The sequence below is a fragment of the Ferrimonas balearica DSM 9799 genome (assembly GCF_000148645.1).
GTDB classification, from domain to species: Bacteria; Pseudomonadota; Gammaproteobacteria; order Enterobacterales; family Shewanellaceae; genus Ferrimonas; species Ferrimonas balearica.
Window position 1 is genome coordinate 178,611 of record NC_014541.1, and the last position, 23,686, is coordinate 202,296.

The 23,686-nt window shown below is 61.2% G+C and carries 27 protein-coding genes; 18 read left to right on the forward strand and 9 right to left on the reverse strand.

The window, feature by feature from the left end:
* Positions 1–30: 30 nt before the first annotated feature.
* Positions 31–348: a thiosulfate sulfurtransferase GlpE gene (gene glpE, locus FBAL_RS00810; RefSeq protein WP_013343676.1), complete on the forward strand. Its 318-nt coding sequence runs from the start codon at positions 31–33 to the stop codon at positions 346–348.
* Entirely contained in the window at positions 345–1,166 is an 822-nt protein-coding gene (gene glpG / locus FBAL_RS00815) for a rhomboid family intramembrane serine protease GlpG (RefSeq protein ID WP_013343677.1), read from the forward strand. The genes glpE and glpG overlap by 4 nt, the downstream gene beginning before the upstream one ends.
* A 35-nt stretch (positions 1,167–1,201) precedes the next feature.
* On the opposite strand, the gene FBAL_RS00820 is transcribed toward glpG, so the two are convergent.
* Positions 1,202–1,591 carry a flagellar basal body-associated protein FliL gene (locus FBAL_RS00820; RefSeq protein WP_013343678.1) on the reverse strand — a complete coding sequence of 130 codons (390 nt, stop codon included), beginning with the start codon at positions 1,589–1,591 and terminating at the stop codon, positions 1,202–1,204.
* 146 nt (positions 1,592–1,737) lie between these two features.
* Here FBAL_RS00820 and FBAL_RS00825 point away from each other — a divergent pair, with 146 nt between their 5' ends.
* From FBAL_RS00825 to FBAL_RS19450, 11 genes are all read left to right on the forward strand, one after another.
* A complete protein-coding gene (locus FBAL_RS00825) occupies positions 1,738–2,271 on the forward strand; it encodes a chorismate--pyruvate lyase family protein (protein WP_013343679.1) in 534 nt (177 codons plus the stop codon).
* 147 nt (positions 2,272–2,418) lie between these two features.
* Positions 2,419–2,841, forward strand: a complete 423-nt coding sequence (locus FBAL_RS00830; protein ID WP_148226690.1) for a hypothetical protein — start codon at positions 2,419–2,421, stop codon at positions 2,839–2,841.
* A 129-nt stretch (positions 2,842–2,970) separates the two neighbouring features.
* Positions 2,971–3,522 carry a heavy metal-binding domain-containing protein gene (locus FBAL_RS19445; protein ID WP_013343681.1) on the forward strand — a complete coding sequence of 184 codons (552 nt, stop codon included), beginning with the start codon at positions 2,971–2,973 and terminating at the stop codon, positions 3,520–3,522.
* A 17-nt stretch (positions 3,523–3,539) separates the two neighbouring features.
* Positions 3,540–5,285 (forward strand): efflux RND transporter periplasmic adaptor subunit, encoded by a 1,746-nt coding sequence (locus FBAL_RS00840; RefSeq protein WP_013343682.1) that lies wholly within the window; start codon positions 3,540–3,542, stop codon positions 5,283–5,285.
* Positions 5,286–5,297: 12 nt separating this feature from the next.
* Positions 5,298–8,444, forward strand: coding sequence for an efflux RND transporter permease subunit (locus tag FBAL_RS00845; protein WP_013343683.1), 3,147 nt, complete (start codon positions 5,298–5,300; stop codon positions 8,442–8,444).
* Positions 8,445–8,568: 124 nt separating this feature from the next.
* A complete protein-coding gene (locus tag FBAL_RS00850) occupies positions 8,569–8,991 on the forward strand; it encodes a MerR family DNA-binding protein (protein WP_013343684.1) in 423 nt (140 codons plus the stop codon).
* Between the two features lie 3 nt (positions 8,992–8,994).
* Positions 8,995–9,600, forward strand: a complete 606-nt coding sequence (locus FBAL_RS00855) for a CueP family metal-binding protein (protein ID WP_013343685.1) — start codon at positions 8,995–8,997, stop codon at positions 9,598–9,600.
* 180 nt (positions 9,601–9,780) lie between these two features.
* Positions 9,781–10,752, forward strand: a complete 972-nt coding sequence (locus FBAL_RS00860; RefSeq protein ID WP_171814243.1) for a DUF4382 domain-containing protein — start codon at positions 9,781–9,783, stop codon at positions 10,750–10,752.
* 653 nt (positions 10,753–11,405) lie between these two features.
* A complete protein-coding gene (locus FBAL_RS00865) occupies positions 11,406–11,900 on the forward strand; it encodes a hypothetical protein (protein WP_013343687.1) in 495 nt (164 codons plus the stop codon).
* A complete protein-coding gene (locus tag FBAL_RS00870; protein WP_013343688.1) occupies positions 11,900–12,124 on the forward strand; it encodes a helix-turn-helix domain-containing protein in 225 nt (74 codons plus the stop codon). Before FBAL_RS00865 ends, FBAL_RS00870 begins: the two co-directional genes overlap by 1 nt.
* Complete coding sequence (locus tag FBAL_RS19450; RefSeq protein WP_013343689.1) at positions 12,111–12,632, forward strand: hypothetical protein; 522 nt, start codon at positions 12,111–12,113, stop codon at positions 12,630–12,632. Before FBAL_RS00870 ends, FBAL_RS19450 begins: the two co-directional genes overlap by 14 nt.
* On the opposite strand, the gene FBAL_RS00880 is transcribed toward FBAL_RS19450, so the two are convergent.
* The 6 genes from FBAL_RS00880 to FBAL_RS00905 form a co-directional block, all read right to left on the reverse strand.
* Positions 12,629–13,579, reverse strand: coding sequence for a 2Fe-2S iron-sulfur cluster-binding protein (locus FBAL_RS00880; protein ID WP_013343690.1), 951 nt, complete (start codon positions 13,577–13,579; stop codon positions 12,629–12,631). The two genes, FBAL_RS19450 and FBAL_RS00880, sit on opposite strands and share 4 nt — an antisense overlap.
* Positions 13,576–14,277 carry a hypothetical protein gene (locus FBAL_RS00885; RefSeq protein WP_013343691.1) on the reverse strand — a complete coding sequence of 234 codons (702 nt, stop codon included), beginning with the start codon at positions 14,275–14,277 and terminating at the stop codon, positions 13,576–13,578. Before FBAL_RS00885 ends, FBAL_RS00880 begins: the two co-directional genes overlap by 4 nt.
* A gap of 110 nt (positions 14,278–14,387) precedes the next feature.
* Positions 14,388–14,816, reverse strand: a complete 429-nt coding sequence (locus FBAL_RS00890) for a DUF2057 family protein (protein ID WP_013343692.1) — start codon at positions 14,814–14,816, stop codon at positions 14,388–14,390.
* A 61-nt stretch (positions 14,817–14,877) separates the two neighbouring features.
* The gene (locus tag FBAL_RS00895; RefSeq protein ID WP_148226691.1) at positions 14,878–15,222 is read right to left on the reverse strand and encodes a hypothetical protein; all 345 of its coding nucleotides are present in this window, start codon (positions 15,220–15,222) and stop codon (positions 14,878–14,880) included.
* Positions 15,223–15,332: 110 nt separating this feature from the next.
* A complete protein-coding gene (locus FBAL_RS00900) occupies positions 15,333–17,738 on the reverse strand; it encodes a heavy metal translocating P-type ATPase (RefSeq protein WP_013343693.1) in 2,406 nt (801 codons plus the stop codon).
* Positions 17,739–17,813: 75 nt separating this feature from the next.
* Positions 17,814–18,236 (reverse strand): DUF3859 domain-containing protein, encoded by a 423-nt coding sequence (locus tag FBAL_RS00905; protein WP_013343694.1) that lies wholly within the window; start codon positions 18,234–18,236, stop codon positions 17,814–17,816.
* A gap of 108 nt (positions 18,237–18,344) precedes the next feature.
* Here FBAL_RS00905 and FBAL_RS00910 point away from each other — a divergent pair, with 108 nt between their 5' ends.
* Entirely contained in the window at positions 18,345–19,034 is a 690-nt protein-coding gene (locus tag FBAL_RS00910) for a glutathione S-transferase N-terminal domain-containing protein (protein WP_013343695.1), read from the forward strand.
* A gap of 38 nt (positions 19,035–19,072) precedes the next feature.
* Here FBAL_RS00910 and FBAL_RS00915 read toward each other — a convergent pair whose 3' ends face one another.
* Entirely contained in the window at positions 19,073–19,408 is a 336-nt protein-coding gene (locus tag FBAL_RS00915) for a late embryogenesis abundant protein (protein ID WP_013343696.1), read from the reverse strand.
* Positions 19,409–19,543: 135 nt separating this feature from the next.
* Between FBAL_RS00915 and FBAL_RS00920 the strand changes: the two genes are divergently transcribed.
* Genes FBAL_RS00920 through FBAL_RS00935 form a run of 4 tightly spaced genes read left to right on the forward strand, consistent with a single transcriptional unit; the run spans position 19,544 to position 22,921 of the window.
* Complete coding sequence (locus FBAL_RS00920; RefSeq protein ID WP_245544366.1) at positions 19,544–20,467, forward strand: SPFH domain-containing protein; 924 nt, start codon at positions 19,544–19,546, stop codon at positions 20,465–20,467.
* Positions 20,467–20,916: an NfeD family protein gene (locus FBAL_RS00925; RefSeq protein WP_013343698.1), complete on the forward strand. Its 450-nt coding sequence runs from the start codon at positions 20,467–20,469 to the stop codon at positions 20,914–20,916. The genes FBAL_RS00920 and FBAL_RS00925 overlap by 1 nt, the downstream gene beginning before the upstream one ends.
* Positions 20,913–21,923 (forward strand): YjgN family protein, encoded by a 1,011-nt coding sequence (locus tag FBAL_RS00930; protein WP_013343699.1) that lies wholly within the window; start codon positions 20,913–20,915, stop codon positions 21,921–21,923. The genes FBAL_RS00925 and FBAL_RS00930 overlap by 4 nt, the downstream gene beginning before the upstream one ends.
* Positions 21,923–22,921 carry a M48 family metallopeptidase gene (locus FBAL_RS00935; protein ID WP_013343700.1) on the forward strand — a complete coding sequence of 333 codons (999 nt, stop codon included), beginning with the start codon at positions 21,923–21,925 and terminating at the stop codon, positions 22,919–22,921. Before FBAL_RS00930 ends, FBAL_RS00935 begins: the two co-directional genes overlap by 1 nt.
* On the opposite strand, the gene FBAL_RS00940 is transcribed toward FBAL_RS00935, so the two are convergent.
* Positions 22,918–23,634, reverse strand: a complete 717-nt coding sequence (locus FBAL_RS00940; protein WP_013343701.1) for a tRNA-uridine aminocarboxypropyltransferase — start codon at positions 23,632–23,634, stop codon at positions 22,918–22,920. The genes FBAL_RS00935 and FBAL_RS00940 overlap by 4 nt on opposite strands.
* Positions 23,635–23,686 lie beyond the last annotated feature (52 nt).

Below are 23,686 nucleotides of genomic sequence, written 5' to 3' on the forward strand. Positions count from 1 at the left end.
ACTGGGGCATCGCATTATCTAGGACACACTATGAGTCAGTACCAGTGTTTGCCCCTGCCCCAGTTCGACGCGCTGCTGGCGGAACGCCCGGCCCAGATTGTCGATATTCGGGACCCGAACGCCTTTGCCGCCGGCCACATCCCCGGTGCCCAGCATCTGCATAACGGCAATCTGGCGGAGTTTATCCTCAACGCCGAGTTTGATGAGCCGCTGGTGGTCTGCTGCTACCACGGCATCTCCAGCCAGAGTGCGGCCGCTTATCTGGCGGAGCAGGGCTTTGAGGAGGTATACAGCCTCGATGGGGGCTATGAAGGCTACGCCAAAGCCAAAGGGCTGATGGCACCATGACGGAGGTCGGCGTACTGGGCGATCCGCGCGCGGCCCAGGCGTTGGTGGACTACCTGCGCAGCCAGGGCATTGAAGCCCGGTTGCTGGCGGCTGAGGACGGCTACGCCGTCATGGTCGAAGACGCCCAGCATCACCGGGGCCGCGAGGAGTTCGAACGGTTTGTCGCTGACCCGCACAACAAGCGTTACCTGGCCGCATCCTGGCAGTCCGGCGACGCGAAAGTGCAGTTCCAGTACGGTGGTGGTGGCAGCCTGTGGCGCAGCTTCCTGTCCGGTGCAGGCCCGCTGACGCTGTCACTGCTGGTGGTGGTGTCCGCCATTTGGGTGTTCTGGATCCTCGGCTTTGACCAGCTGATTTTCAGCTGGACGCACTTCTTCCCCAGTTGGGATGCGATGGGGGAGGGCCAGTGGTGGCGCTTGTTTACCCCGTCGCTGATCCACTTCTCCGCCATGCACGTCATCTTCAACCTGTTGTGGTGGTGGTATCTGGGGGGACGCATCGAGCGGGTGCGAGGCACCGGCACCCTGCTGATCCTGCTGCTGGTAGCGGGCACCCTGCCTAACCTGGCTCAGTTTGCTTTTTCCGGCCCCAACTTTGGTGGCTTGTCCGGCGTGGTGTATGCGCTGGTGGGCTATTGCTGGATCAGCGGCCGACTGGACCCGCGTTCGCCGCTGGCGTTACCGCCGGCCTACGTTGGCTTCCTGCTGCTGTGGTTGGTGATGGGCTTTGCCGGCTTTATGAATATGGCCAACGCCGCGCACCTTGGCGGCTTACTGGTGGGGATGGCACAGGCGGTGTTTGACCGACGTCGCCAGTAACCAAAACGCCCGGGCTGAGCCCGGGCGTTTTGCGTTTAATCGTAGAGGTATCGCGTGAACAGCAGGTTGGCCACCAGAGGCTGGCCCACCTCTTTAGCGAGCAGGTTGTTGACCGTCTCAAAGCAGTCACGGCGGATCTCTTCGCGACCGCTGAGCGATTTGATCTTCTCCTCCGGCTGCTGGCCGAGGATCTCGACGATAGTCGCGCGGATCAGTGGAGCGTGGTGCTCTACCATCTCTACCGTATCGGCGTCCTTCAGCATCAGCTCAACACTGACCCGGACATAGCCCAGGCGTTTGCGCGGGGAGACGTAGTTGGTGACGATCTCCGGCTCCAGGCCGTAGTAACCGTAGTTGTCATGGGCGATCTCGCCGCCTTCCTGGGCTGCTACCGCACTGCCTGCACCCAGCAGCGCTGCCAGCATAAGCATCCATCTAACTGTTTTCATTGTGACAATCTGCTGCCTGTACCAGTGGCCTATGGTAGCGCATTTTTGTCTCAATAGGGCTATCTTGGCATGGCCGTGGTTTTTGCTACCATGGGCGCCATATCATGCCACAGGAGTCCCAGATGCAGGCCCTTATTGCCGCCATGGAGCAACCGCTTCCCCCGGCCCTGGCCAGTTGGTTGCAGGACAGAAACTCACTGACCCTCAGGTTGAAAACCCAGTGTCGTCAATTCGACGTACAACGGCTGGCGGAAGGGCGTGAGTTGGCACTGGATTCCGGCCCCGGCTGGCAGGTGGGCGACCCGCTGTGGCAGCGGGAAGTGCTGCTGTTACTCGATGGCGTTCCCTGGGTGTATGCGCTGACTGAGGTACCGCTGGCCACCCTGGCCGCCGGGGACATTGATTTCCCCAGCCTGGGCGAGCGTCCGCTGGGCGAACTGTTGTTTACCAATGACCGGCTCAGTCGGGGAGAGCTGCACCTGACCCGGCATGATCACAAGAGTCGTGCGGGCCGGGTGGCGTTGGAGTTGGGGCAGAATTTCAGCGAACCCCTGTGGGGACGCAGCCGCCAGTTTACCCTTTCCGGACGCCCACTTAGGGTCAACGAAATCTTCCTGCCCGCGGCGGAGCAAGCCCTGAAAGCCGGGTTGGACTAAAACGCTATCCTATTGAGTTGAATCCCAAAACTCTCCTCCCGGAGGAGGGTTTTCCCGAGTGAATCTTTTCCGTGATCCTGGCCTCGTTAACCTGTATCGGCATTGGAATTGTGTGAACTTTGCGTCACACTAACCGTCAATATGGACATGAAACTTTCCCCGATGCGACTGTTCAGCACTTTGATGCTGGTTGTTGCCCTGATCAGTCAGGGTGCGGTTGCTCGTGTCCATTTGATGCCCGATATGAGCCCGGCCGAGATGAGCGCCATGCACGCCCATCACGAGATGGCGGCTTCAACCTCCCAACATGATGGGATGGCCCACTGCAAAGCGCAGTCCGTCGCTACCCATGACTGTTGTGAGTCGATGGCTCAGCCCGACGATTGTCACGATGCCAACGCACCCTGTAATGGCGAGTGCGGCATGTGCAAAGTGTTCAGTCCCGCTGGTGTTGCTCTGCTGACCACAGCCCTGCAACCCTGGCAACCCTCCCCTGAGCGCGCCCTGCCTCAGCCCAAGTTTTTCCATTCTGTGGCCCTGTCTCAGGACAGCAAGCCGCCCATAGCCTGATCACCCATTCATACCCGCGATCCCAGACGACTTTGACACCCGTCTGAGCAATACCGATCCCCGCTCCCCCGCGAGGACGCGGGGATCACCGGCCACTAAGGCCAACAATGAATGAATTTGGAGTGATCCATGACCAAGCTGTACTCCCGTGCCGTGGCGGTGTTCGCCCTGGCCCTTTCTCTGACTCTGTCTCCCCTGGCGCTGGCCAACATGGGGCATCATGGCGACCATGCCGCGCACCAGGCGCAAGAGGCCCAGCACTGCCCGCATGGCAAGCAGGATGGCGAGCGCAAAGGCTGCTGCGGCCAGGCCAAAGGCGAGTCCTGCCCTCACGCCGGTAAGGGCCATGCTGCCCATCAGGGCGATACCCACGCCTGCCCTATGCACCCCAAGGTGACCGGTGTGGCCGGTGACGACTGTCCGAAGTGCGGCATGAAGCTGGAGCAGGTTGCCCAGGCGGACACCCACGTGTGCCCGATGCACCCCAAGGTGACCGGTGTGGCTGGCGACGACTGCCCGAAGTGCGGCATGAAGCTGGAGCAGATGGCTCAGGCTGATACCCACGTTTGCCCGATGCACCCGAAGGTGACTGGTGTGGCTGGCGACGATTGCCCCAAGTGCGGCATGAAGCTGGAGCCTAAGCGCGGTCAGGGTGGTCACGGCCACCACGCGCACCACTAAGCAGGAGGGAGCCTGTCATGTGCAACAAGTGCTCATGCGGCGGCCAGGACCGCCAAACCAAACGGAAAACCCAGGTAGCGACCGCCATTGTGATCGCATTGGCCCTGACTCCGGTGATCTGGACCCTTGCTCAGGCTGCGCCGGGACAGGCTCCCCAGGTGACCCAAAGTGCCGCAGAACACGCGGCCCACACTCACGCTTGCCCGATGCACCCGGAACAGACCGGTGTTGAAGGCGACCGTTGCCCCATCTGCAACATGTTCCTGACTGAGGTGGAGGGGGAGGGTCACGCCGATCACGGTGCGGTAACCCACACCCACGCTTGCCCGATGCACCCGCAAGAAACCGGGGTTGAAGGCGACCGTTGCCCCATCTGCAACATGTTCCTGACTGAGGTGGAGGGGGACCACGCCGATCACGGTGCGGCGACCCACACCCACGCTTGCCCGATGCACCCGGAAGAGACCGGGGTTGAGGGCGACCGTTGTCCCATCTGCAATATGTTCCTCACCGAAATGGAGGAGGAAGAGCAGGTCGACCCCCACGCCGGGCACACCATGCAACTGGACCCCCTGCCGTCCGCTCCCGCACTGGAACAGGCGGTCAGCGGTGGTGAAGCCACCATCAAGTACGTGTGTCCCATGCACCCGCAGATCGTCTCCGACGAGCCCGGCACCTGCCCCATCTGTGGCATGAACCTGGAGAAAGTGGAGATGGGCGCGGCCAGTGAAGAGGTGGTGGTGGGCGTTTCCGGCGGCCTGCAACAAGCCCTCGGTGTGCGGACTGAAACCGTTGAGCGCGGCACCCTGTGGCGCTACATCAAGACCCTCGGCACCGTGCAGTACAACGAAGACGCCATCTCACACATCCACACCCGGGTAACCGGTTGGGTGGAGAAACTGGCGGTGAACTCCGTGGGCCAGCAAGTGGCGCAAGGCCAGCTCCTGTACGAGCTGTATTCGCCGGAACTGGTGAACGCTCAGGACGATTACCTGCAGGCGCTCGACTACCTGGGGCAGGACCCGGTCCGAGGCAAAGAGTTGCTGCGCAAAGCCAAGCTGCGCCTGGAGCTGCTCGGCATCAGCGACAAGGTGATTCAGCGTCTTGAGAAGACCCGACAAAGCCTCTATCGCGTGCCCTTCTACGCCCCCCACAGTGGCGTGGTCAGCACCATGGACATTCGTGACGGCATGTACATTGAGCCGGGCAAAACCCAGATCGAGCTGGTGGATCTGTCCACCGTCTGGGTTATCGCCGATGTCTTTGAAAATGAACAGAGCTGGCTGGAAGTGGGGCGTCCGGCGGACGTGACCGCGGCGGCTCAGGGTCTGTTCGAGATTGAGGGTGAGATCGATTACATCTACCCGGAACTGGATCCGGTCACCCGCTCACTGCAGGTGCGGGTCAAACTGCCGAACCCGGAGAATCGTCCCGGCGGCCAACTGCGTCCCGGTTCTCTGGTGGATGTGGAGCTTTACGGCGGTCCCCGCCGTGGCCTGCTGACTGTGCCTGCTGAAGCCCTGATTCTGACCGGCCGGGAGAACCGGGTGGTGGTACAGCGTGCCGACAACAGCTTCGCGTCCGTACCGGTTCGCCTTGGCATGATGAGCCAGGGCAAGGCTGAAATTCTGGAAGGCCTGAATGAGGGCGATAGGGTGGTGGTGTCCGGCCAGTTCCTGATCGACTCCGAAGCCAGCATTCAGGGCAGCCTGCGTCGCATGAGCCAGCCAGCGGCTGATGCCCACAGCGGCCATCAGCACTAACAGGAGGCGACGATGTTAGAGAAAATCATCAGCGCCTCCCTGCGTCAGCGGGCGATGGTGCTGGTCATCACCGCGGTGTTGGCCATCTATGGCTGGCAGGCGATGCGCACCACACCGCTGGACGCGCTGCCGGACCTGTCCGATGTGCAGGTGATCATCAAAACCGCCTACCCGGGGCAGGCGCCTCAGTTGGTGGAAGACCAGATCACCTATCCGCTCTCTACCGCCATGCTGGCGGTGCCCGGCGCGCAGACCGTGCGTGGCTTCTCCATGTTTGGGGACAGCTTCGTTTACGTCATCTTTGAAGATGGTACCGACATCTACTGGGCCCGCTCGCGGGTGTTGGAGTACCTGTCCCAGATCCAGGGGCAACTGCCCCCGGGCGTCACCCCCTCTCTGGGGCCGGACGCCTCCGGTGTGGGCTGGGTGTTCCAGTATGCGCTGGTGGATCGCACCGGCCACCAGGACCTGGCCCAGCTGCGCTCGCTGCAGGATTGGTTTATCAAGCTGGAGCTGCAGAGCGTCGCCGGTGTCTCCGAAGTGGCGACCGTCGGTGGCATGGAAAAGGCGTATCAGATTGTGGTGGATCCCCACAAACTGGCGCTCTATCAGCTTGACCTGATGGCGGTGAAGCAAGCCCTCGATAACGCCAACGCCTCCGTGGGTGGCTCAGTGATCGAGATGGCGGAAGCGGAGTACATGATCACCGCGTCCGGCTACCGCCAGACCCTCCAGGATTTTGAGGAGATCCCACTGGGCATCGTGTCCGAGTCCGGCACGCCGGTACTGATGAAGGACGTGGCCCAGCTGCGCACCGGCCCGGCGGCCCGCCGTGGCATTGCCGAACTGGATGGCCAGGGTGAAGTGGTGGGCGGCATCGTGGTGATGCGCTATGGCGAGAACGCCCTGGCCACCATCGACAACGTCAAAGCCAAACTCGCTGAGATTGAATCCGGTCTGCCCGAAGGGGTGGAGCTGGTGATCACCTATGACCGTTCCCAGCTGATCCTGAACGCCGTGGACAACCTCAAGAACAAGGTGATTGAGGAGATGGTGGTGGTGGCGCTGGTGTGCCTGGTGTTCCTGCTGCATGCCCGCTCCACGCTGGTGGCGGTGATCACCCTGCCGTTGTCGATTCTGGCCAGCTTCATTGTAATGGGCTGGATGGGGGTGAACGCCAACATCATGAGCCTCGGCGGCATCGCCATCGCCATTGGTGCGGTGGTGGACGCGGCCATTGTGATGGTGGAGAACGCCCACAAACACCTGGAGCACTACCGGGAGGAGCACGGCAAGGCGCCGGAAGGCGATGCCCACTGGCAGTTGATCAAGGAAGCGGCGGTCGAAGTTGGGCCTGCGCTGTTCTTCAGCCTGTTGATCATCACCCTGAGCTTTATTCCGGTGTTTGCGCTGGAGGCTCAGGAGGGGCGTCTGTTCCACCCGTTGGCCTACACCAAAACCTTTGCCATGGCGGCCTCGGCCATCCTGGCGATCACCCTGATCCCGGTTTTGATGGGCTACTTTGTGCGGGGCAAGATCCCGGATGAGCAGAAAAACCCCATCAGCCGCTTCCTGATCGCGCTTTATCAGCCGGTACTGAAGCTGGTGCTGCGCTTCCCCAAGGTCACTCTGATGTTGGCCGTGGTGGCTCTGGCCAGCGCCTACTACCCGATGAGCAAGATGGGTTCCGAGTTTATGCCGGAGCTGGAGGAGGGCGACCTGCTCTACATGCCCACCACGCTGCCGGGGGTGAGTGCCGGTAAGGCGGGGGAGATCCTGCAGCAGACCGATCGACTGATCAAAACCATCCCGGAAGTGGCCAGAGTGTTCGGCAAAGTGGGACGGGCGGACACCGCGACCGACCCGGCACCGCTGACCATGCTGGAAACCACCATCATGCTCAAGCCCCGCTCTGAGTGGCGCGAGGGGCAGACGATGGAAGGGATCATTGCGGATCTGCAGCGCACCGTAAAAGTGCCGGGGATCACCAATGCCTGGGTGCAGCCGATCAAAACCCGCATCGACATGCTCTCCACCGGCGTGCGAACGCCGGTGGGGGTGAAGATCTCCGGCGCGGACGTGGAAGAGCTGCAGCGCATCGGCGCCGAAGTGGAAGCGATTCTGGCCCCGCTGCCGGGCACCACCTCCGCGTTTGCCCAACGGACCGGCGGTGGCCGCTATCTGGATATCGACCCCAAGCTGACCGTGGCGGCCCGTTACGGCATGACGCTGAGAGACGTGCAGGACGTAGTTCAGATGGCGATTGGCGGCATGACCATGGGGGAATCGATCCAAGGTCAGGAGCGCTATCCCATCAATATCCGCTACCCCCGTGAGTTGCGTGACGACATCGAGAAGCTGCGTAACCTGCCGGTGCTGACCAAAACCGGCAAGTATGTCCCGCTGCAAACTCTGGCGGACCTCTCCATCCGGGATGGTGCCCCGATGCTGGCGAGCGAGAATGGCCGTCTGATCTCCTGGGTATTCGTGGACATCGACAGCAGTGTCCTCTCCATCGGTGAGTACATCACCCAGGCTCGTGAAGCGATGAACCAGCAGCTGCAACTGCCGCCTCGCTACTCCGTCAGCTTTGCCGGTCAGTACGAGTACATGCAGCGGGTGGAAGCCAAGATGGAGATGGTGATCCCGATGATGCTGGCGGTGATTTTCCTGCTGCTGATGATGACCTTTGGCTCGGTGGTTCAGGCCAGCATCATCATGCTCAGCCTGCCGTTTGCTCTGGTGGGGTCTGCCTGGCTGCTGTTTGGTCTGGGCTACAACCTCTCCGTGGCCGTGGCCGTGGGGATGATCGCCCTGGCGGGGGTGGCCGCAGAGTTTGGTGTGGTGATGCAGGTGTATCTGAACAACACCATCAAAGCCCATGAGAAGAAGGGCCTGATGCGCCATGAGCAGGATCTGAAAGACGCCCTGATTGAAGGGGCGGTGATGCGGATCCGGCCCAAGGCGATGACCGTGGCCACCATCTTCTTTGGTCTGCTGCCGATCATGTGGGGCAGCGGTACCGGTAACGAGGTGATGCAGAAGATCGCGGCACCCATGGTGGGTGGCATGGTGACGGCTCCGTTGCTGTCGCTGTTCGTGATCCCGGCCATCTACCTGTTGATCTACCGTCGGGGATTGGCCAAAGCCGATGCCTGAGTGACGGTGCCGGGCATGGCCCGGCCCGTCTGAGTTTGCTGGTGCAGATTTGAGGCTGCCTAACCCTGAAGATCTGCACCGGCGCGGCGGCGTTATGCCGCCACCCTTTGTGGAGGACTGCACGATGAAAATCGGACAGGTTGCACGAGAAACCGGCTTGAGCGTCAAGGCGATACGCTACTACCACGACATTGGTCTGGTGGTGGCTCAGCGGGGCGACAACGGCTATCGCGCCTATTCCGCGGCACAGCTGGAGCAACTGCGCTTTGTTGCCCGCAGTAAAGCGTTGGGGTTCAGCCTGGAACAGTGCGCTGAGCTGCTCTCGCTGCAAAGCCGCTCTGATCGCACCGCCGCCCAGGTGAAAGCGCTGGCGGTGGACCAGCTCGCCCTGGTGAGGGAAAAGATTGCACAACTGCAGGCACTGGAAGCCCGACTGAATGGATTGGTGAACCAATGCCAGGGAGGCAACACACCGGAATGCCCGATCTTGGACTCCCTTTGTGGTGAATCCGGTAAGACGGCCAATGCCCCCTGTTGTAAGGAGTAACCGATGAAGAAACTGACGCTGACCGCCCTTTTGGTTCTGGGGCTGAGCGCCTGTGGACAGAGTGAAACCGCCAAACAAGCCGAGGCCTTTTCGGCACTCGACCATAAGGCGGCAGTACTGCAGGGACACCAGTGGTACAAAAACAACGATGGGATTGTGGTTCGGGTTCATCCTGACCGGGTGAATGCCACGTTTTCTGATGGCACCGAAGCGGATGTTGCCATTCCGAACGGGGAGTTCTACCTCTCAATCGCCCCCTGGGCGACCTTTACCCATCCCTGCGGCAACCACGTGCCCACCGGCTGCACCGGTGAGCTGATTGGCCAGCCGATGCACGTCAGTGCCGTGGATGTGGACAGTGGTGAGGAGGTCATCAATAAGATGATCACCACCCAACACGATGGCTTTATCGATTTCTGGGTGCCGGCTCAGCGCCAACTGGCCTTCACCTTCCACTTTGACCATCCCAAGTACGGCATGCTGGAAGCGAAAGAGGTGCTGCCCACCTTTGAGGACAGCCGCACCTGCATCACCACCATGCAGCTTAAGCCGATGGATGGCGGTGCCATAGAAGCACCTGGACAGGGTGGTCATAGCGGCCATCACTAAACAAAAACGGGACCTCATGGTCCCGTTTTTTTATGGACAACGGATATGAGCCTTGGCAGGGACATCAGCGAATCTGGAAATAATATCGATTATTGGTGACCGGTTGATCACGATCAAAGCTGCCATGGGGTGGGCTTCTACAGTCAATAGGATAAGCAGCAAAAGTTTATGGGGGGAAGAATGAAACGCGCAATGTGGTTAATGGCAGTGTTGTTGGCGGGATGTGGCGGCGGTGATGGCGATTCGCCTGCGCCGTCACCAGAGCCGACGCCCGCTGAGGGGTTATCGATAGGTCTGTCGGATGCACCTGCCGACGGCGTTTCTCACCTGATTTTGCAGATGCACAGCCTCGAACTGACCCCCGGAGGGCACATGGGGGGGCATCATGGTGGGGGCGACCCCATTGTGCTGGACATGAGCCACCATCGGGTCGATATGCTGGCCTATCAGGGCGACGACGCCTATCCACTGCTGCATCAACACCAACTTGAGCCGGGCCGCTACCAGCTTCGGCTGCATTGGACACCCGGCACGGGCGACCATGGCTCCTACGTGGATGATGGCGAGGGGCGGCACCCCCTGCATGGCGACCACCCATACTTTGACCTTGGCGAAGTGACCATCCATGAAGGGCTGCACCATAACTTCACCCTGGAGATGGACTTGCGCCAGGGTCTGCACCACAACGGAGAGCACTACGCGTTAGAGCATCATGGCATGCGCTGGGTGGACAACGACACCATGGGGCACCTCAAGGGCACCGTGGACGCCAGCTGGATAGCCGATTGCGAGGCCGACAACGCGTCGCTGGCCGGGCCGGACAGCCAATTTGTCCATGCCGCTTACCTGTATCCGGATGGCACCACTCTGGCGCAGATGGATGATATCGCGCCAGCAGCCGCTGACGGTCAGGTTGCCCCACTGGCCACCAGCTGGGTGCATCAGGACCACAACGGGGATTGGGTGTTTGGGGTCGGCTTCCTGCCCGCCGGCCGTTATCAGGTGGGTTACACCTGCCTGGGCCATCTGGACCAACCGGACAGCAATGAAGCCGCCGACGGCGACTTTGCCCTCTATCGGGATGGCGGTGTTGTCATCATCGAGAGCGGTGAAGGTGGTGGGCATCACAACACCCATCGTTGCGGCGGATAACGCGTTTTCACGGTGCATCTTTGCGGGCCTTCGGGCCCGCTTTTTTGTGGTTCATCGCATATGAGCGTGGGAATTTGGGCCCCGGGCCCGTTGCCAGCTACCGAGCCGTTGCCGGGATGCCCCGGCGGGCACCAGAAGGGCGTTGCCCCTCTGGACTCCCCTTTGCCTCCGGCGCGGCGAAAGCCCTTCGCTCCCACTCCTTCCCGTTCAGCACTGGCCAGACTCGCTTTATGAAAAGGGCTTTCCATGCCCTTTTCAAAAGTCCGGCTTCGCCCTCCATGGCTCCGCGTTCACGCCTTTCGGCGTTCACCCCTGCTCGACTGGCACTCGGGCCATCCCTGGCCCTCGGCTTCACTCCCAGTCGCTCCCGCTCAGCGCCGCGAGTCGGCATTTGGTGGACGGCTGCGCCGTGATGGCTGGGTGCTCATTCTTATTCGGAAACAGCATCAGTCCTTCAAGGCGAGCAAAGGCCATGAAAAGGTATTTTCTTGGAGAACTCGCCTCTGTCTTATCTCCCCGCTAATCCGTGAAGAACCTTTTCATGTAAAAATCACCATAAAAAGTAAAAAGATATCGTTAAACGGTAAAAGTATGTTGATCTTCGTTGGTGACTGGCGATACTTTAACCACTGATGCATACGGAGGTGAAAGCAATGCAAGTGATGGCGAAGTACCTGCAGAACGTGCAGAGCCGAATGGTGATTTCCCTGGTGATGGCCCGGGTGCTTGGCCTGATGTTGCTGGCCCTGTCCGCAATGGAGCTTTATCGCAGCCTGGGGGACGGCGATGTGGCGTTGGCGCTGATGGCCTTTACTCAGCTTTATCACCTGACCCTGGGGTTGATGCTGCTGACCCTGGCGATTCGGCTGGTGAAGCAGGTGGGCCAGATGCGCTTATTCAGTGTGGCCTGCCGCCAGATGATGGTGATGCTGGCGCGGCTGGGGTTGTTGGCGGCGTTTCTGGTGAAGCCCTGTGGGTTGATCGTCATCTCGGCAGTCCAGCCGGAACTGGCCATGGACATCACTTTCCTGAAGTTTGTGATGCTGGTGGATTGGCCGGTAGTGGTACTGGCGGGCCTGTTGCACCTGATGGCCGGGCTGCAAAAGCTGGGCAGCGAGATGAACGCGGAGCAGGAGCTGACCATCTGATGCCGATTGTCATCCATCTGGATGTGATGCTGGCTAAGCGCAAGATGAAGTTGAACGAGCTGGCGGCGCAGATTGGCATCACACCCCAAAACCTCAGTGTGCTGAAAGCGGGGCGCGCCAAAGCGATCCGGTTCAGCACGCTGGAAGCGATTTGCGATGCGTTGGGTTGCCAGCCTGGTGACATTCTGGAGTTTGAGCAGGGAGAGGAAGATGGGACCGATTGAGATACAGCGTGAGATCGCCGGCCATGATGTGAAAGTGGAAGTCAGCATGTGGAGCGGCCGCGAGCGGGTGCTGATCGATGGTGAAGAGGTCAGCAACACCTTGAGTTGGCGCTTTACCACCTTGCATCAACTGGTGTTGGATGGGCGGCCATTTGAGGTGGAAGTGTCGATTCAGAATCTCTGGGATGGCCGCCTTGGCGTGGTGTTTCGTCTGGATGGGGAGACCGTTGGTGTCACCCGCTGGGCGCTCAGCAGCGAAGCCAGTGAGGAGAGTGACGAGGAGACCAACTGGCTGGCGGACTGGCGCTTGCCCGGTTGGCTGAGTGCACTGTTCTGGTTGCCCTACCTGGGGCTTATTGTGGCCGATATGGTGGCGACCTTTACCGATCAGGAGGCGCTGCTTGGCACCGTGATTCCACCGGCGCTGTTGCTGCTTGGGGCGCTGGGCGTGGCATTAAGCCTCACCACCTGGATCCGGGGCATGACCCTGCCCACCGGCCCGAACTAGTCGCCATATTGCTGGCAGGCCAGTCGCCAGCCCTGCTCAAGGTGGCGTTGACTGAGAAAGCGTTGCTCGGCAGCGGAGATGGGCGAGCCCGGTTCCAGACGGATCCGGCATCGCCCACAACTGCCACCGCCACCGCACTCAGAGCGAACCGCAAGACCCTCACGCTGCATCCCTTCCAATACAGACTGACGTGGCGCCAGGCGCAGTTTCTGGGCCCCTGCGGGGGTGTGCAGGGTCACCCGGCGCGCGCGCCAATGGCTCAGGTTGCTCCCGAGTCGGCGGATAAGCAGGGTCAGCCCGCTCAGGGAGAGCGCCAGGCTGAACAGGGCAAACGTCCACATCAGAGGGTGGTTAAAGCCGCCGGTGTTGGCGTAATCCATAAAGTGCAGTTTCAGCATCAGTGCCGCTTCCCGGCTGTGGCGGTTTTGGTGCCCAATCAGCCGCCCGCTTCGGGCCTCAACAAACACCACCGTGGCCAGGTCATCCGCAAAGGCGACCCGCCAGGCCGGGTTCTCCTCTTTGGGCAGCTCGGCGCTGTGGGGAGGCAGGGCGGTGATCTCACTGACGGCACCGGGGCCACGGTAACTGGCGCGGGCAACGGCACTGGCCATCGCCCGGTCAACCGTCACCGCATCGCCGCGGATGGCATCGACCAGCGTCAGCGTTTGCGCCTGGCGGCGGTAGAGCTGGCGCTGATGCTCCAGCTGGTAATAGGGGTGGCCGGCCCGATCAACCAGCGTCAGCCGGATCACTGGCGCGTATTGTTCCAGCAGCGGAGTGGGATCGACCAGTTGAGTCAGCGACCAGGTCGGCTCCGCGGCTTGCTGATGGTACTGATGACCGCCAATGCGCTGGTGATCCACCAGGTTGAAATAGAGGCCGGTTCCAATCCAGACCATCATCTGCAGGCCCACCGCCAGGGCGGCCCACTTATGCCAACGCATCATGACCGCCTCCTGAGCCGGAACCATAACAACAGCGCGCCACTGAGCGTACCGGCCAGAGCCAAACAGGCGGCGGTGCGCAGCAGCAGGTTGTTGAGGTCTTCCCCATCGTCGTAATCGAGAATGTGCAGATACCAGAGCTGATCGAACCAACGCCAGTATCGGTGGCGTTTCGTCACCAGTTCGCCACTGAGTTGCGAAATATAGAGGCTGGTTTGGCCCCAGTCGTCATAATCGAGGCGCCAGGCCGGAAGGTGTCGGGGGCTCAGTTCGGAGGGGGCGGTGTCGGTCAGCAGGGGGGCCGCTGAGAGTGTGCCACTGCCCTGGTAAGCCTGTTGGCCAATCCGCTTGGCCAGGGACTCAGAAACCGGCGGTAAGAGCGCTCCGGTTTGCGGATCCAGCAACCGCAGTTGGCCCTGAATCGTCATCTGAATCACCGGTTGTTCGGCAATCCGGGTCAGGCTGAATCCGGTGGCGTCGGGATAGCGGGCACGGAGGTCGTTAAATGGCACCCGGTAGGATTCCGCACTCAGGGCGCGTGCGGGAGGCGTGACCAGGTGGTCGCCATGGATAAAGTGGATGTTCATCAGCGCGAAGTAGCTGCCACTGATGGCCCAAATCACCATCTGCAGGCCGATGACCCACATCAGCAGTCGGTGCCAGCGCCGTGTCTGGATAATGGGTGAAAGACTTCGTGTCATCCCGTCGCATTCCTCCTGAATGGGATTTTGAGTGTATCCGCCGGACCCGGCTCAGACAAGACAGGGCCCCGAGTCAGTCGGGGCCCTGAATGCCGTGCCATTCAGGCCAGTTAACGGGTCTGGCTGAGCAGCAGTTGGTAGATGAGCTGGTCGTGGCTTTGCAGCTCAAACGGGATCGCGTCGCCCTCTGCATTGCTGAGCGTCACCACCGGCTCAGCCGCCCGCTTTTTGGCATCGCTCAGGGTATTCACCTCTGGCCAGCTTAGCTGGTACTGCCCCTCATCCGAGGCATCAAACACCAGATAAAACGCGGGGGAAAGCACGCTTTCATGGTCTTCGGCGCTCAGTTGAAAGATGGCATTGTAGCGCAGTTCCAGCACCTGCTTGCCCGCTGCCAGGTCAAGTTCGCCACCATATTGGGTGTGCGCCTCGCCATTGTGGGAGAGCAGAGTCAGGTTGCGATCCAGCTGGATCTCGGCGGCCTGGGACAGAGAGGCGAACAGGGTCAGGGTTGCGGCAATTGCGGTCAGGGTTTTCATAAGGTGTACTCCAATCAATTCAATAAAATTCAGAGGCCATTGGGCCGGATTGAGGTTGGAGTCAAACGATGGGGATCACCCAGGGGAGTGCCTGTGGCGCATCCGGTACCGCCGGAACCACGGTGTTGATCGGTTGGCTTACCGGTCCCCATTGAGTGTGGGCACTGGAGACGGGCAACGCCGGACAAACCACGTGGCAGTGTGGATCGGCGCACTGGTTGTCCCACCCGGTACAGTCAGCCATACCGCTTTCACCCATAGGGTGATCGCACAGCATCGTCGCCTGTGATTCGGTATGGCTGAAACCGTTGGCTGACGATGCCATCACCTGGCCGATACTGAGCGTCAGTGTCAGCAGCAGAAGCAGCAAAGTGTGGGGCCAGCGCCGAGTGGAAGTTGTCATCATGGTGGCAAGCTTAAGCTCTCCTCCAACGGGAGACTCAAGCGCCAAATTGAAAAAAGATGGGTCAATGTGCCCATCTTTTTTCTCTTGAGTGTCACCCGGAGCGGTGACCATTAGCGGCGCGGCGTAAACCAGCGCAACCGGTTGGCGTTGGTGACCACCGTCAGCGAAGAGAGCGCCATGGCAGCGCCTGCCACCACCGGGTTGAGCAGGGTGCCCGTCAGGGGGTAGAGCACCCCGGCTGCGATGGGGATCCCCAGGCTGTTGTAGATAAAGGCGCCAAACAGATTCTGCTTGATGTTGCGCAGTGTCGCCCTGGACAGGGCGATGGCATCGGCAACGCCATGCAGTGAGGAGCGGATCAGGATGATGTCAGCCGAGGCTTTGGCGATGTCGGTACCGGAGCCAATGGCAAAGCCAACATCCGCCTGGGCCAGCGCCGGGGCATCATTGATGCCGTCACCGGCCATGGCGACCTTGTCACCGGATTGCTGCAGCGACGTCAGTATCCGCACCTTATCTTCCGGACGCATCTGCGCTTCGAACTGGTCGATGCCCAGCTGGCGGGCTACGGCGGCCGCCGTATCCGGGTGATCCCCGGTCAGCATCACCACTTTGATGCCCTGTCTGTGCAGCCGTTCGATGGCGCTTCCGGCGTCTTCGCGGATCGGGTCAGCGATCGCCAGCACCCCTTGAAGCTGACCTTCTGCCGCCAGATAAACCGGGGTTTTTCCCTCACTGGCCAGTCGTGCAACCTCGGCGTCCAGAGGCCGGGTATCCACTTGCCATTGGGTCATCATGGCATGGTTGCCCAGGATAAGATGCTGGCCGTCGACCTGTCCCTCCACACCCAATCCGGTGTGGGCCTCGAACGCATCGAGTGGGGGCAGCTTCTCCTTCTGGGCGGCCCGCAGAATGGCCTCCGCCAGAGGGTGTTCCGAGCCTTGTTCCAGCGCCGCTGCCTGGATCAGCAGGCGAGGGGATTCGATGCCGGGTACCGGAATTTGGTCAGTGACCGAAGGGCGCCCTTCGGTCAGGGTGCCGGTTTTGTCGACCACCAGCGCAGTGAGGTCGGTGGCGGTTTGCAGGGCGCTTCCCTCCCGCACCAGCAACCCCAGTTGCGCGGCCTTGCCCACACCGTTAATCACCGACATTGGGGTCGCCAATCCCAGTGCACAGGGGCAGGCGATGATCAGCACCGTGGTCAGCACCACCAGTGCGTGGCTCAGGCGCGGGTCCGGCCCCCACAGGAACCAGACGGTGGCGCTGAGCAGCGCGATCACAACCACGGCAGGCACAAACACCGCAGAGATGCGATTAGCCAGATTGGCGATGGGGAGCTTGCTGCTTTGAGCGTGACGCACCAGCTCGATGATCTGAGCCAGGGCGGTATCGGCGCCAACCCGCTGCGCGCTCATGATCAGGCTGCCCTGTTTGTTCAGGGTGCCTGCGCTGAGATCACCGCCGGGGACTTTCTCTACCGGCATCGGCTCGCCGGTGAGCATCGATTCGTCCACCAATGAGCGGCCCTCCAGCACAACCCCATCGACGGGCACCTGTTCGCCGGGGCGCAGCCGCAACTGGTCGCCAGCCTGAACCAGACGAATGGGGATGTCCTGCTCTTCACCATCCCGAATCACCCGGGCGGTTTTCGGGCGCAGCGCCATCAACTGACGCAGTGCGGTGTTGGTTTTGCTTTTGGCCCGATGCTCCAGCGCCTGGCCGAGGTTAATCAGGCCGATGATCATGGCGGAGGCTTCAAAGTAGAGGTGGCGGCTGGCGGCCGGAAACGCTTCCGGCATCAGGACGACCCCCATACTGAACAGCCAGGCGGTGCCGGTGCCGAGGGCAATCAAGGTGTCCATGGTGGCGCTGCCATGCTTCAGCGCTTGCCAGGCGCCCCGGAAGTAGTGGCCTCCGGCATAAATCATCATCACCAGGGTCAAGGCCCCGGCACTGCCCCAAAGCCACTGATCGGTCCAACTCTCGACCGTCATGCCATCGACCCAGCCCCACACCATCATCAGTAAGCCCAATGTCAGGGCCAGCGCGCTTTGCATCATCTGCTGCCGAAAGCCGGTGAGGTGCTCGGCGTCCGCTTCGGTCGGGTCCGTTTCCTGAAGCTCGCCGGGGTAACCGATGGACGCCAATGCCTCCAATGCGTTGGCTAAGTCGTAATGGCCGGTGAGCAGAACGGTTTTCTCTGCCAGGTTGACCTGCACCTGAGCCATGCCGGGCAGAGCACGGAGAGCGCCTTCAATCTTGCTGACGCAGCCGGCACAGCGCATCCCCGGGACGGCAATGGTCTCCCGGTTTTCCACCTGAAGTTGGGCAGGGTAGCCGATGGCATCCAGGGCACGGATAAGGTGGGCGGGCTCAGCTTCGCCGGTCACCTCAACACTCTGGTCCGCCAGATTGACCTGAACACCACTGACGCCGGCGATCGGCGTTAACGCCGCTTCAATTTTGCTGACGCAGGAGGCGCATCGCGCGCCTTCGATTCGCAGTTGGGTAGTCATCACTGCACTCTCATGGAGACGGGGTAGGTTCAGGCTAAAGTCTCCCACAAGGGGAGAGTCAAGCGGGCGCTGAACTCAGAGAAACTGCGCCTCGGGCAGCAGAATCACCTCGAACCGTTCCATAAACAGGGGCTCGTCATCCTGCATCAGAAAGATCACCCACTCCCCGGGCAGCAGCTCCTCCTGAAATTCAAACTCCCACACCACGGTATTGGGCTGACCCGGTTGCAGGTATTGGGTCCAGCCGCTGGCTTCATGACCCAACGGGGGCATTGGCGGGTGCTGTACCACCACCTGAAGGGGGCGGCTCTGGTCCCAGTCCGGTTCCGGCAGGAACCGAAAACCGAACAGGGTGCCGAGCTTGGCGGGCACCCGCTCAGACGCCAGCAGCAGCGGCGCGTCATGGTTGTCGTTGGCAAACAAGCCTTTCTCCACCACTTCGGCGGAGGCGATTGCACTGATCAGCAGTGCCAATAATGCGACAAAAGTGCGGGGCATCCGGTCTCCACTGGAAACGGGTTTCCCCTTGAGCTTAGGTGATCGTCAACCGGGGCGTCATCGTTTAAGCTCAGCCCTAATCGACGGCATAACTGCTTGGAGCACTGCATGATTGATTTGCACTACTGGCCCACGCCCAATGGCCACAAGATCACCCTGTTTCTGGAGGAGGCGGGACTGGAGTACCGCATCATTCCGGTCAATATCGGCGCCGGAGACCAGTTTAAGCCGGAGTTTTTGGCGATCTCCCCCAACAACCGGATGCCGGCCATTGTGGACCACGCCCCGAATGACGGTGGCGCACCGCTGTCGGTGTTTGAGTCCGGTGCCATTCTGGAATACCTGGCGGACAAAGTGGGGCAGTTTCTGCCGAAGCTGACCCGCCCCCGGATGGAGGTGCTGCAGTGGCTGTACTGGCAGATGGGCGGGCTGGGACCGATGGCGGGCCAGAACCACCACTTCAATCACTATGCCCCGGAGGTGATCCCTTACGCCCAGCAGCGCTACATCAAAGAGACGGCGCGGTTGTATGGGGTGCTGGATAAGCAGCTGGAAGGCAAAGAGTACGTGGCGGGCGAATATTCCATTGCGGATATGGCGATCTTCCCCTGGGCCAAACTCTGGGAGGGGCAGGGCCAGGATCTGAGCCAGTTCCCCAATATGGCGGCGTGGCTGGCGCGGATCGATGCGCGACCTGCGGTGCAGAAAGCCTATGCGGTGGCGGAACAGATTCAGGATGCCAAGCCCGCGAATGAACTGTCGGAAGAGGACAAGAAGCGCTTGTTCAACCTCGACTGAGAAAAAAGGGAGCGCCAAAGCGCTCCCTTTTTGATGGATCACTGCTTCTCCAGCAGTTCCTCGGCTTCCTTCTTGGCCTCTTCGGTCATCTCTTCGGCCTGCACTTTGGCTTCATCGACGGCGTCCTGGGCCGCGCCTTTGGCGTCTTCATACGCGTCGTTGGCGGCGTCCTTGGCGTCGTTGTAGGCATCATCCGCCTGTGCTTTGGCTTCATCCAGCGCGTCATTGGCCGCTTGCTGGGCATCGTCCTTCATCTGCTCGGCTTTGGCCGCAGCCTTGTCCATCGCGTCCTGAAGATCCTCTTTATTCTGTTCGCTGCAGGCAGTCAGACCCATCAGGATCAGCGCTGCCATCACCGAGATCCGTGCTTTCATTGCAAGTCCTCATACATGGGCAACCCGGCATGTGGCCGGCTTGGCGAGTGTAGCAGATCGGCCATTCATTGAAGCTGTTGGTTTAGATATCAATGGGGTACAGTCGATTTGATAACCAATCTTTCTAGGGAGTGGATGATGTTTGGTAGCGAAATTGTCGCGCTGGTGCTGGTTGGCCTGGCGGTGATTCTGGTGGCCACCGGGGTCAAGATGGTGCCGCAGGGGTTCCAGTACACGGTGGAACGGTTTGGCAAGTTCACCCGCACGTTGTCGCCCGGACTGAACCTGATCGTGCCGCTGGTGGACACCATCGGCAAGAAACAGAACATGATGGAGCAGGTGCTCGACATCATGCCGCAGGAGGTGATCTCCGCAGACAACGCCCAGGTCACCACCGATGCGGTCTGTTTCTACCAGGTGCAGGACCCGGTTCGCGCCTCTTACGAGGTGAACAACCTGGAACTGGCGATGCAGAACCTGGTGATGACCAACATCCGTGCGGTGCTGGGGGCGATGGAGCTGGATGAGATGCTCTCCAACCGCGACCGCATCAACGCTGAGCTGCTGATTAAGGTGGACGAAGCCACCGATCCCTGGGGCGTCAAAGTCACCCGCATCGAGATTCGGGACATCAGCCCGCCCCGCGACCTGGTGGACGCCATGGCCCGCCAGATGAAAGCGGAACGGGAAAAGCGCGCCGCCATTCTGGAAGCGGAAGGGGAGCGTGAAGCGGCCATTAAGGTAGCGGAGGGCGAGAAGCAATCCGCCATCCTCAAAGCGGAAGGTCAGCTCGAGGCGGCCAAGCGTGAGGCGGAAGCGCGGGAGCGTCTGGCCGAAGCGGAAGCGGCCGCCACCACCATGGTGTCCAAAGCGATCGCTGAAGGGGATATGCAGGCCATAAACTATTTTGTGGCGCAGAAGTACGTGGAAGCCGTTAAAGAGGTGGCCTCGGCGGAAAACAGCAAGCTGGTGATGATGCCACTGGAGGCGGGCAACCTGATCGGCGCCGTTGGCGGCATCAGTGAGTTGCTGAAAGAGACCGGAAAAAGGAGCGTCTGATGGCGGTACTGGAAGCGCTGGAAGCCTGGCACTGGCTGGTGCTGGGGCTGATCCTGCTGGGATTGGAGGCGTTGGGCGCCGGCGGTTTTCTGCTGGGGGCGGCAGCGGCGGGCATCCTGTTGTCGTTGCTGATGTGGATCTGGCCGGAGATGGGCTGGTCGCTGCAGCTGATGGTGTTCGCCTTGAGCGCGGTGCTGTTCACCGTGATCTACTGGCGCGGCTTCCGCCGCTTTAACCAGGCCACTGAGCAGCCGCAACTGAATGATCGCGCTGCGCAGTTGGTGGGGCGGGTGCTGGTGCTGGAGCACGACCTGCTGCCTGGCGAGGGCAAGATCCAGGTTGGTGATACCCTGTGGCGGGCCCGCACCGAGCAGCCGTTGGCTGCCGGTTCCCGGGTAAGGATTGTGGCCAGTGAGGGGATGGTGCTGCAGCTGGAGGCGGCGCAATGACGACCACCTTCCGCTTTCATGGCCATGGCACGGAGTACTTCAAGATCTGGATCGTTAACCTGGGGCTGACCCTGATCACGCTGGGCTTCTACTCCCCCTGGGCTAAAGTGCGTAACCGCCAGTATCTGTACGGCCATACTGAGCTGGCTGGCCACCGTTTTGCCTACACCGCAGACCCCCTCAAGATCCTCTATGGCCGCCTTCTGGCACTGCTTATCTTTGGGGCGTACCTGTTTGCGGGCATGAATCCGATGCTGAGCGCCATCATGGGTTTGGTGATGCTGTTCTTCTGGCCCTGGGCCATGACCCGGGGGCTGATGTTCAACGCCCGCTACAGTGAGTATCGTGGCATCCACTTCAGCTTCTCCGGCTCAGCGGTTGAGGTGTTTATCCTGTTCTTCCTGTTGCCACCCCTGACAGCTTTGACCCTGGGGCTGGTGTTGCCTTACCTGCTGGCGAAGCAGAAAGAGTTTGTGGTGGGCCATCACTGGTACGGCAAGCAGCAGTTTGAGCTGACGCTGCCGGCCGGGCCGGTCTACCTGTTCTGCCTGGTGGCGGGCACCCTGTTTCTGCTGTGTCTGTTTGCGGGCTTTTTCGGACTGGGGCTGGTGAGCACGCTGATGGATCTGGAGAACAACCCGCTGATGGTGCTGGCCGTTCTGGCGCCGTTCTACCTGTTGGTTGTGGTGTTCTGGCCGCTGTTTAAAGCGGGCCTGATGGAGCTGGCACTTCGCCACAGCAAATTGGAATCGCTGACCTTCAGCTCCACCCTGCAGTGGTGGCGGATGAGCTGGATCCTGATCAGTAACCAGTTGGCGATCATCGCGACCCTCGGACTGTTTATCCCCTATGCCAAGGTGCGCTGGGCCCAGTACCGGGCGGAAACCCTGAGCGTGGCACCGGCCACCGCACTGGATGAGATGGTGGCGCTGCAGGAGGAGGAGCTGGCCGCGGCGGGCGCCGAAGCCAGCGAGATTTTTGACGTCGATTTGGCGCTGGGGCTGTGATGCAACTGAGTGGACAGTGGTTGGATGGTCAACAGAGTCGCAGCGCTCACGGCGTGTTGCGGGTGGCCGCGGATGGCGCGCTGTATCGTGACGGGCAGGGCCAGCCCTTTGCTGAGCTGGCCGAACTGACCATACCGGCGCGGTTGGGCAGCATGCCGCGCACCCTGGTGTTGGCCAATGGCTGGCGCTTTGTCTGTGACCAGCACGAGGCGCTGGACCAACTGATGCAGAGACAGGGGCGCCAGGGCCTGCGTCTGGTGGACCGGATGGAGCGCAGTGGCCGGGCGGTGTTGATTGGCACCCTGCTGGTGATCGGCGGCGCGTTTGGCGCCTACCAATACGGGGTGCCGGCATTGGCGCAATCTACCGCTGAAGCGCTTCCTGATGACCTGCTCGACGAGATGTCACAACAGGCGCTGTATGAGTTGCCGTTAGACCGAAGCGAGTTGCCACTGGCCCGGCAGCAGCAGATCCGGGATGGGTTTGTCCGCTTGCTGCGCGCCAATGAGCTGAACCCTTCAGACTTCCGTCTGCACCTGCGCAGTGCGCCAAAAATTGGGCCCAACGCCTTTGCCCTGCCCAGTGGTGACATTGTGTTACTCGACCAGCTAGTGGCGCTGACTGACCACGACGATCAGTGGCTTGGGGTGCTGGCGCATGAGTTGGTGCATGTGGAGGCGCGGCATGGACTGCGCGGAGTGCTGCAGGGCGCCTACGGGGCGCTGCTGGTGACCCTGATGACCGGTGATGCCAGTGCCGCCACCGGCCCGCTGGTCGAGTTGCCGAGGATTCTGCTGGAGAGTGGCTATAGCCGGGATATGGAGCGCGAGGCCGATGCGCTTGGCGCTGAGATGCTGCGCCGGGCCGGAGGGGATCCGGCCCAGCTGGCGGTGATGTTTGAGCGACTGGCCGAACAGGGGAGCAGTGAGTTGCCGGGTTGGCTGCGCAGTCACCCTGACCACGATGAACGGATCAAAGCCCTGCGCGAGTCCAACTAGTCCACCAGATTTTCCAGATAAGCGAACGGTTCCGTATCGGCGGTGACCGGCAGTTGCCGCTTGCCGGCGTAGTAGCGCTGTGAGAACACCTGAAAGAACGCGTCCAGCACCTGGGCGTTGCGTTGATCCCCCCCGATCGCCAGCACCTGGGCCGCCACTTCGGCGGTAGCCAGCTGGTGGTCGTGGGCGGCACTGCGCAGCTTGTAACGGCTGAGGGCTTCCGGCGTGATGGAGAGCACCGGCAGGCCCGCCAGATAGTCACTCTGAAACATCCGTCGTGCCTGCTTCCAGGTGCCGTCCAGCAGGATCAGCAGCGGGGTTTTACCCTTCGGCGCATCGATCGTTTCGTGCACCCGCTCCGGGGTGCTGTACTGGCCGGGGAACACGATCATCGGTTGATATTGCGGGTCAGCCAGCAGGGTCAGCAGGGCTGGATCCGGCTCGGTGCGATCCCAGCAGAAGGCGGCCGTGTCCGGCAGGATCTCCGCAATCAGGCGACCGGTATTGGTCGGCTTCATCGGTTCCTTATGGTGCATCAGCAGGCAGAAGCGCAGGTGACTCTGGCCCGGTCGGGCCCAGGCACAGCAGCAATGCTCTACCGCGATCTGGCAGCGCGGACAGCGCGGCACGGTGGCGCCACGGGCGGCAAAGGGCTTGCTGGCCAGGGCCAGGCGCTCGGTCCGCAGGGTGAGAACGGCGTTGGGTTGCGTCATGGTGTGGTCAATAAAAAAGGGCGGGTGAACCCGCCCTGTTGTGGTCAGTCAC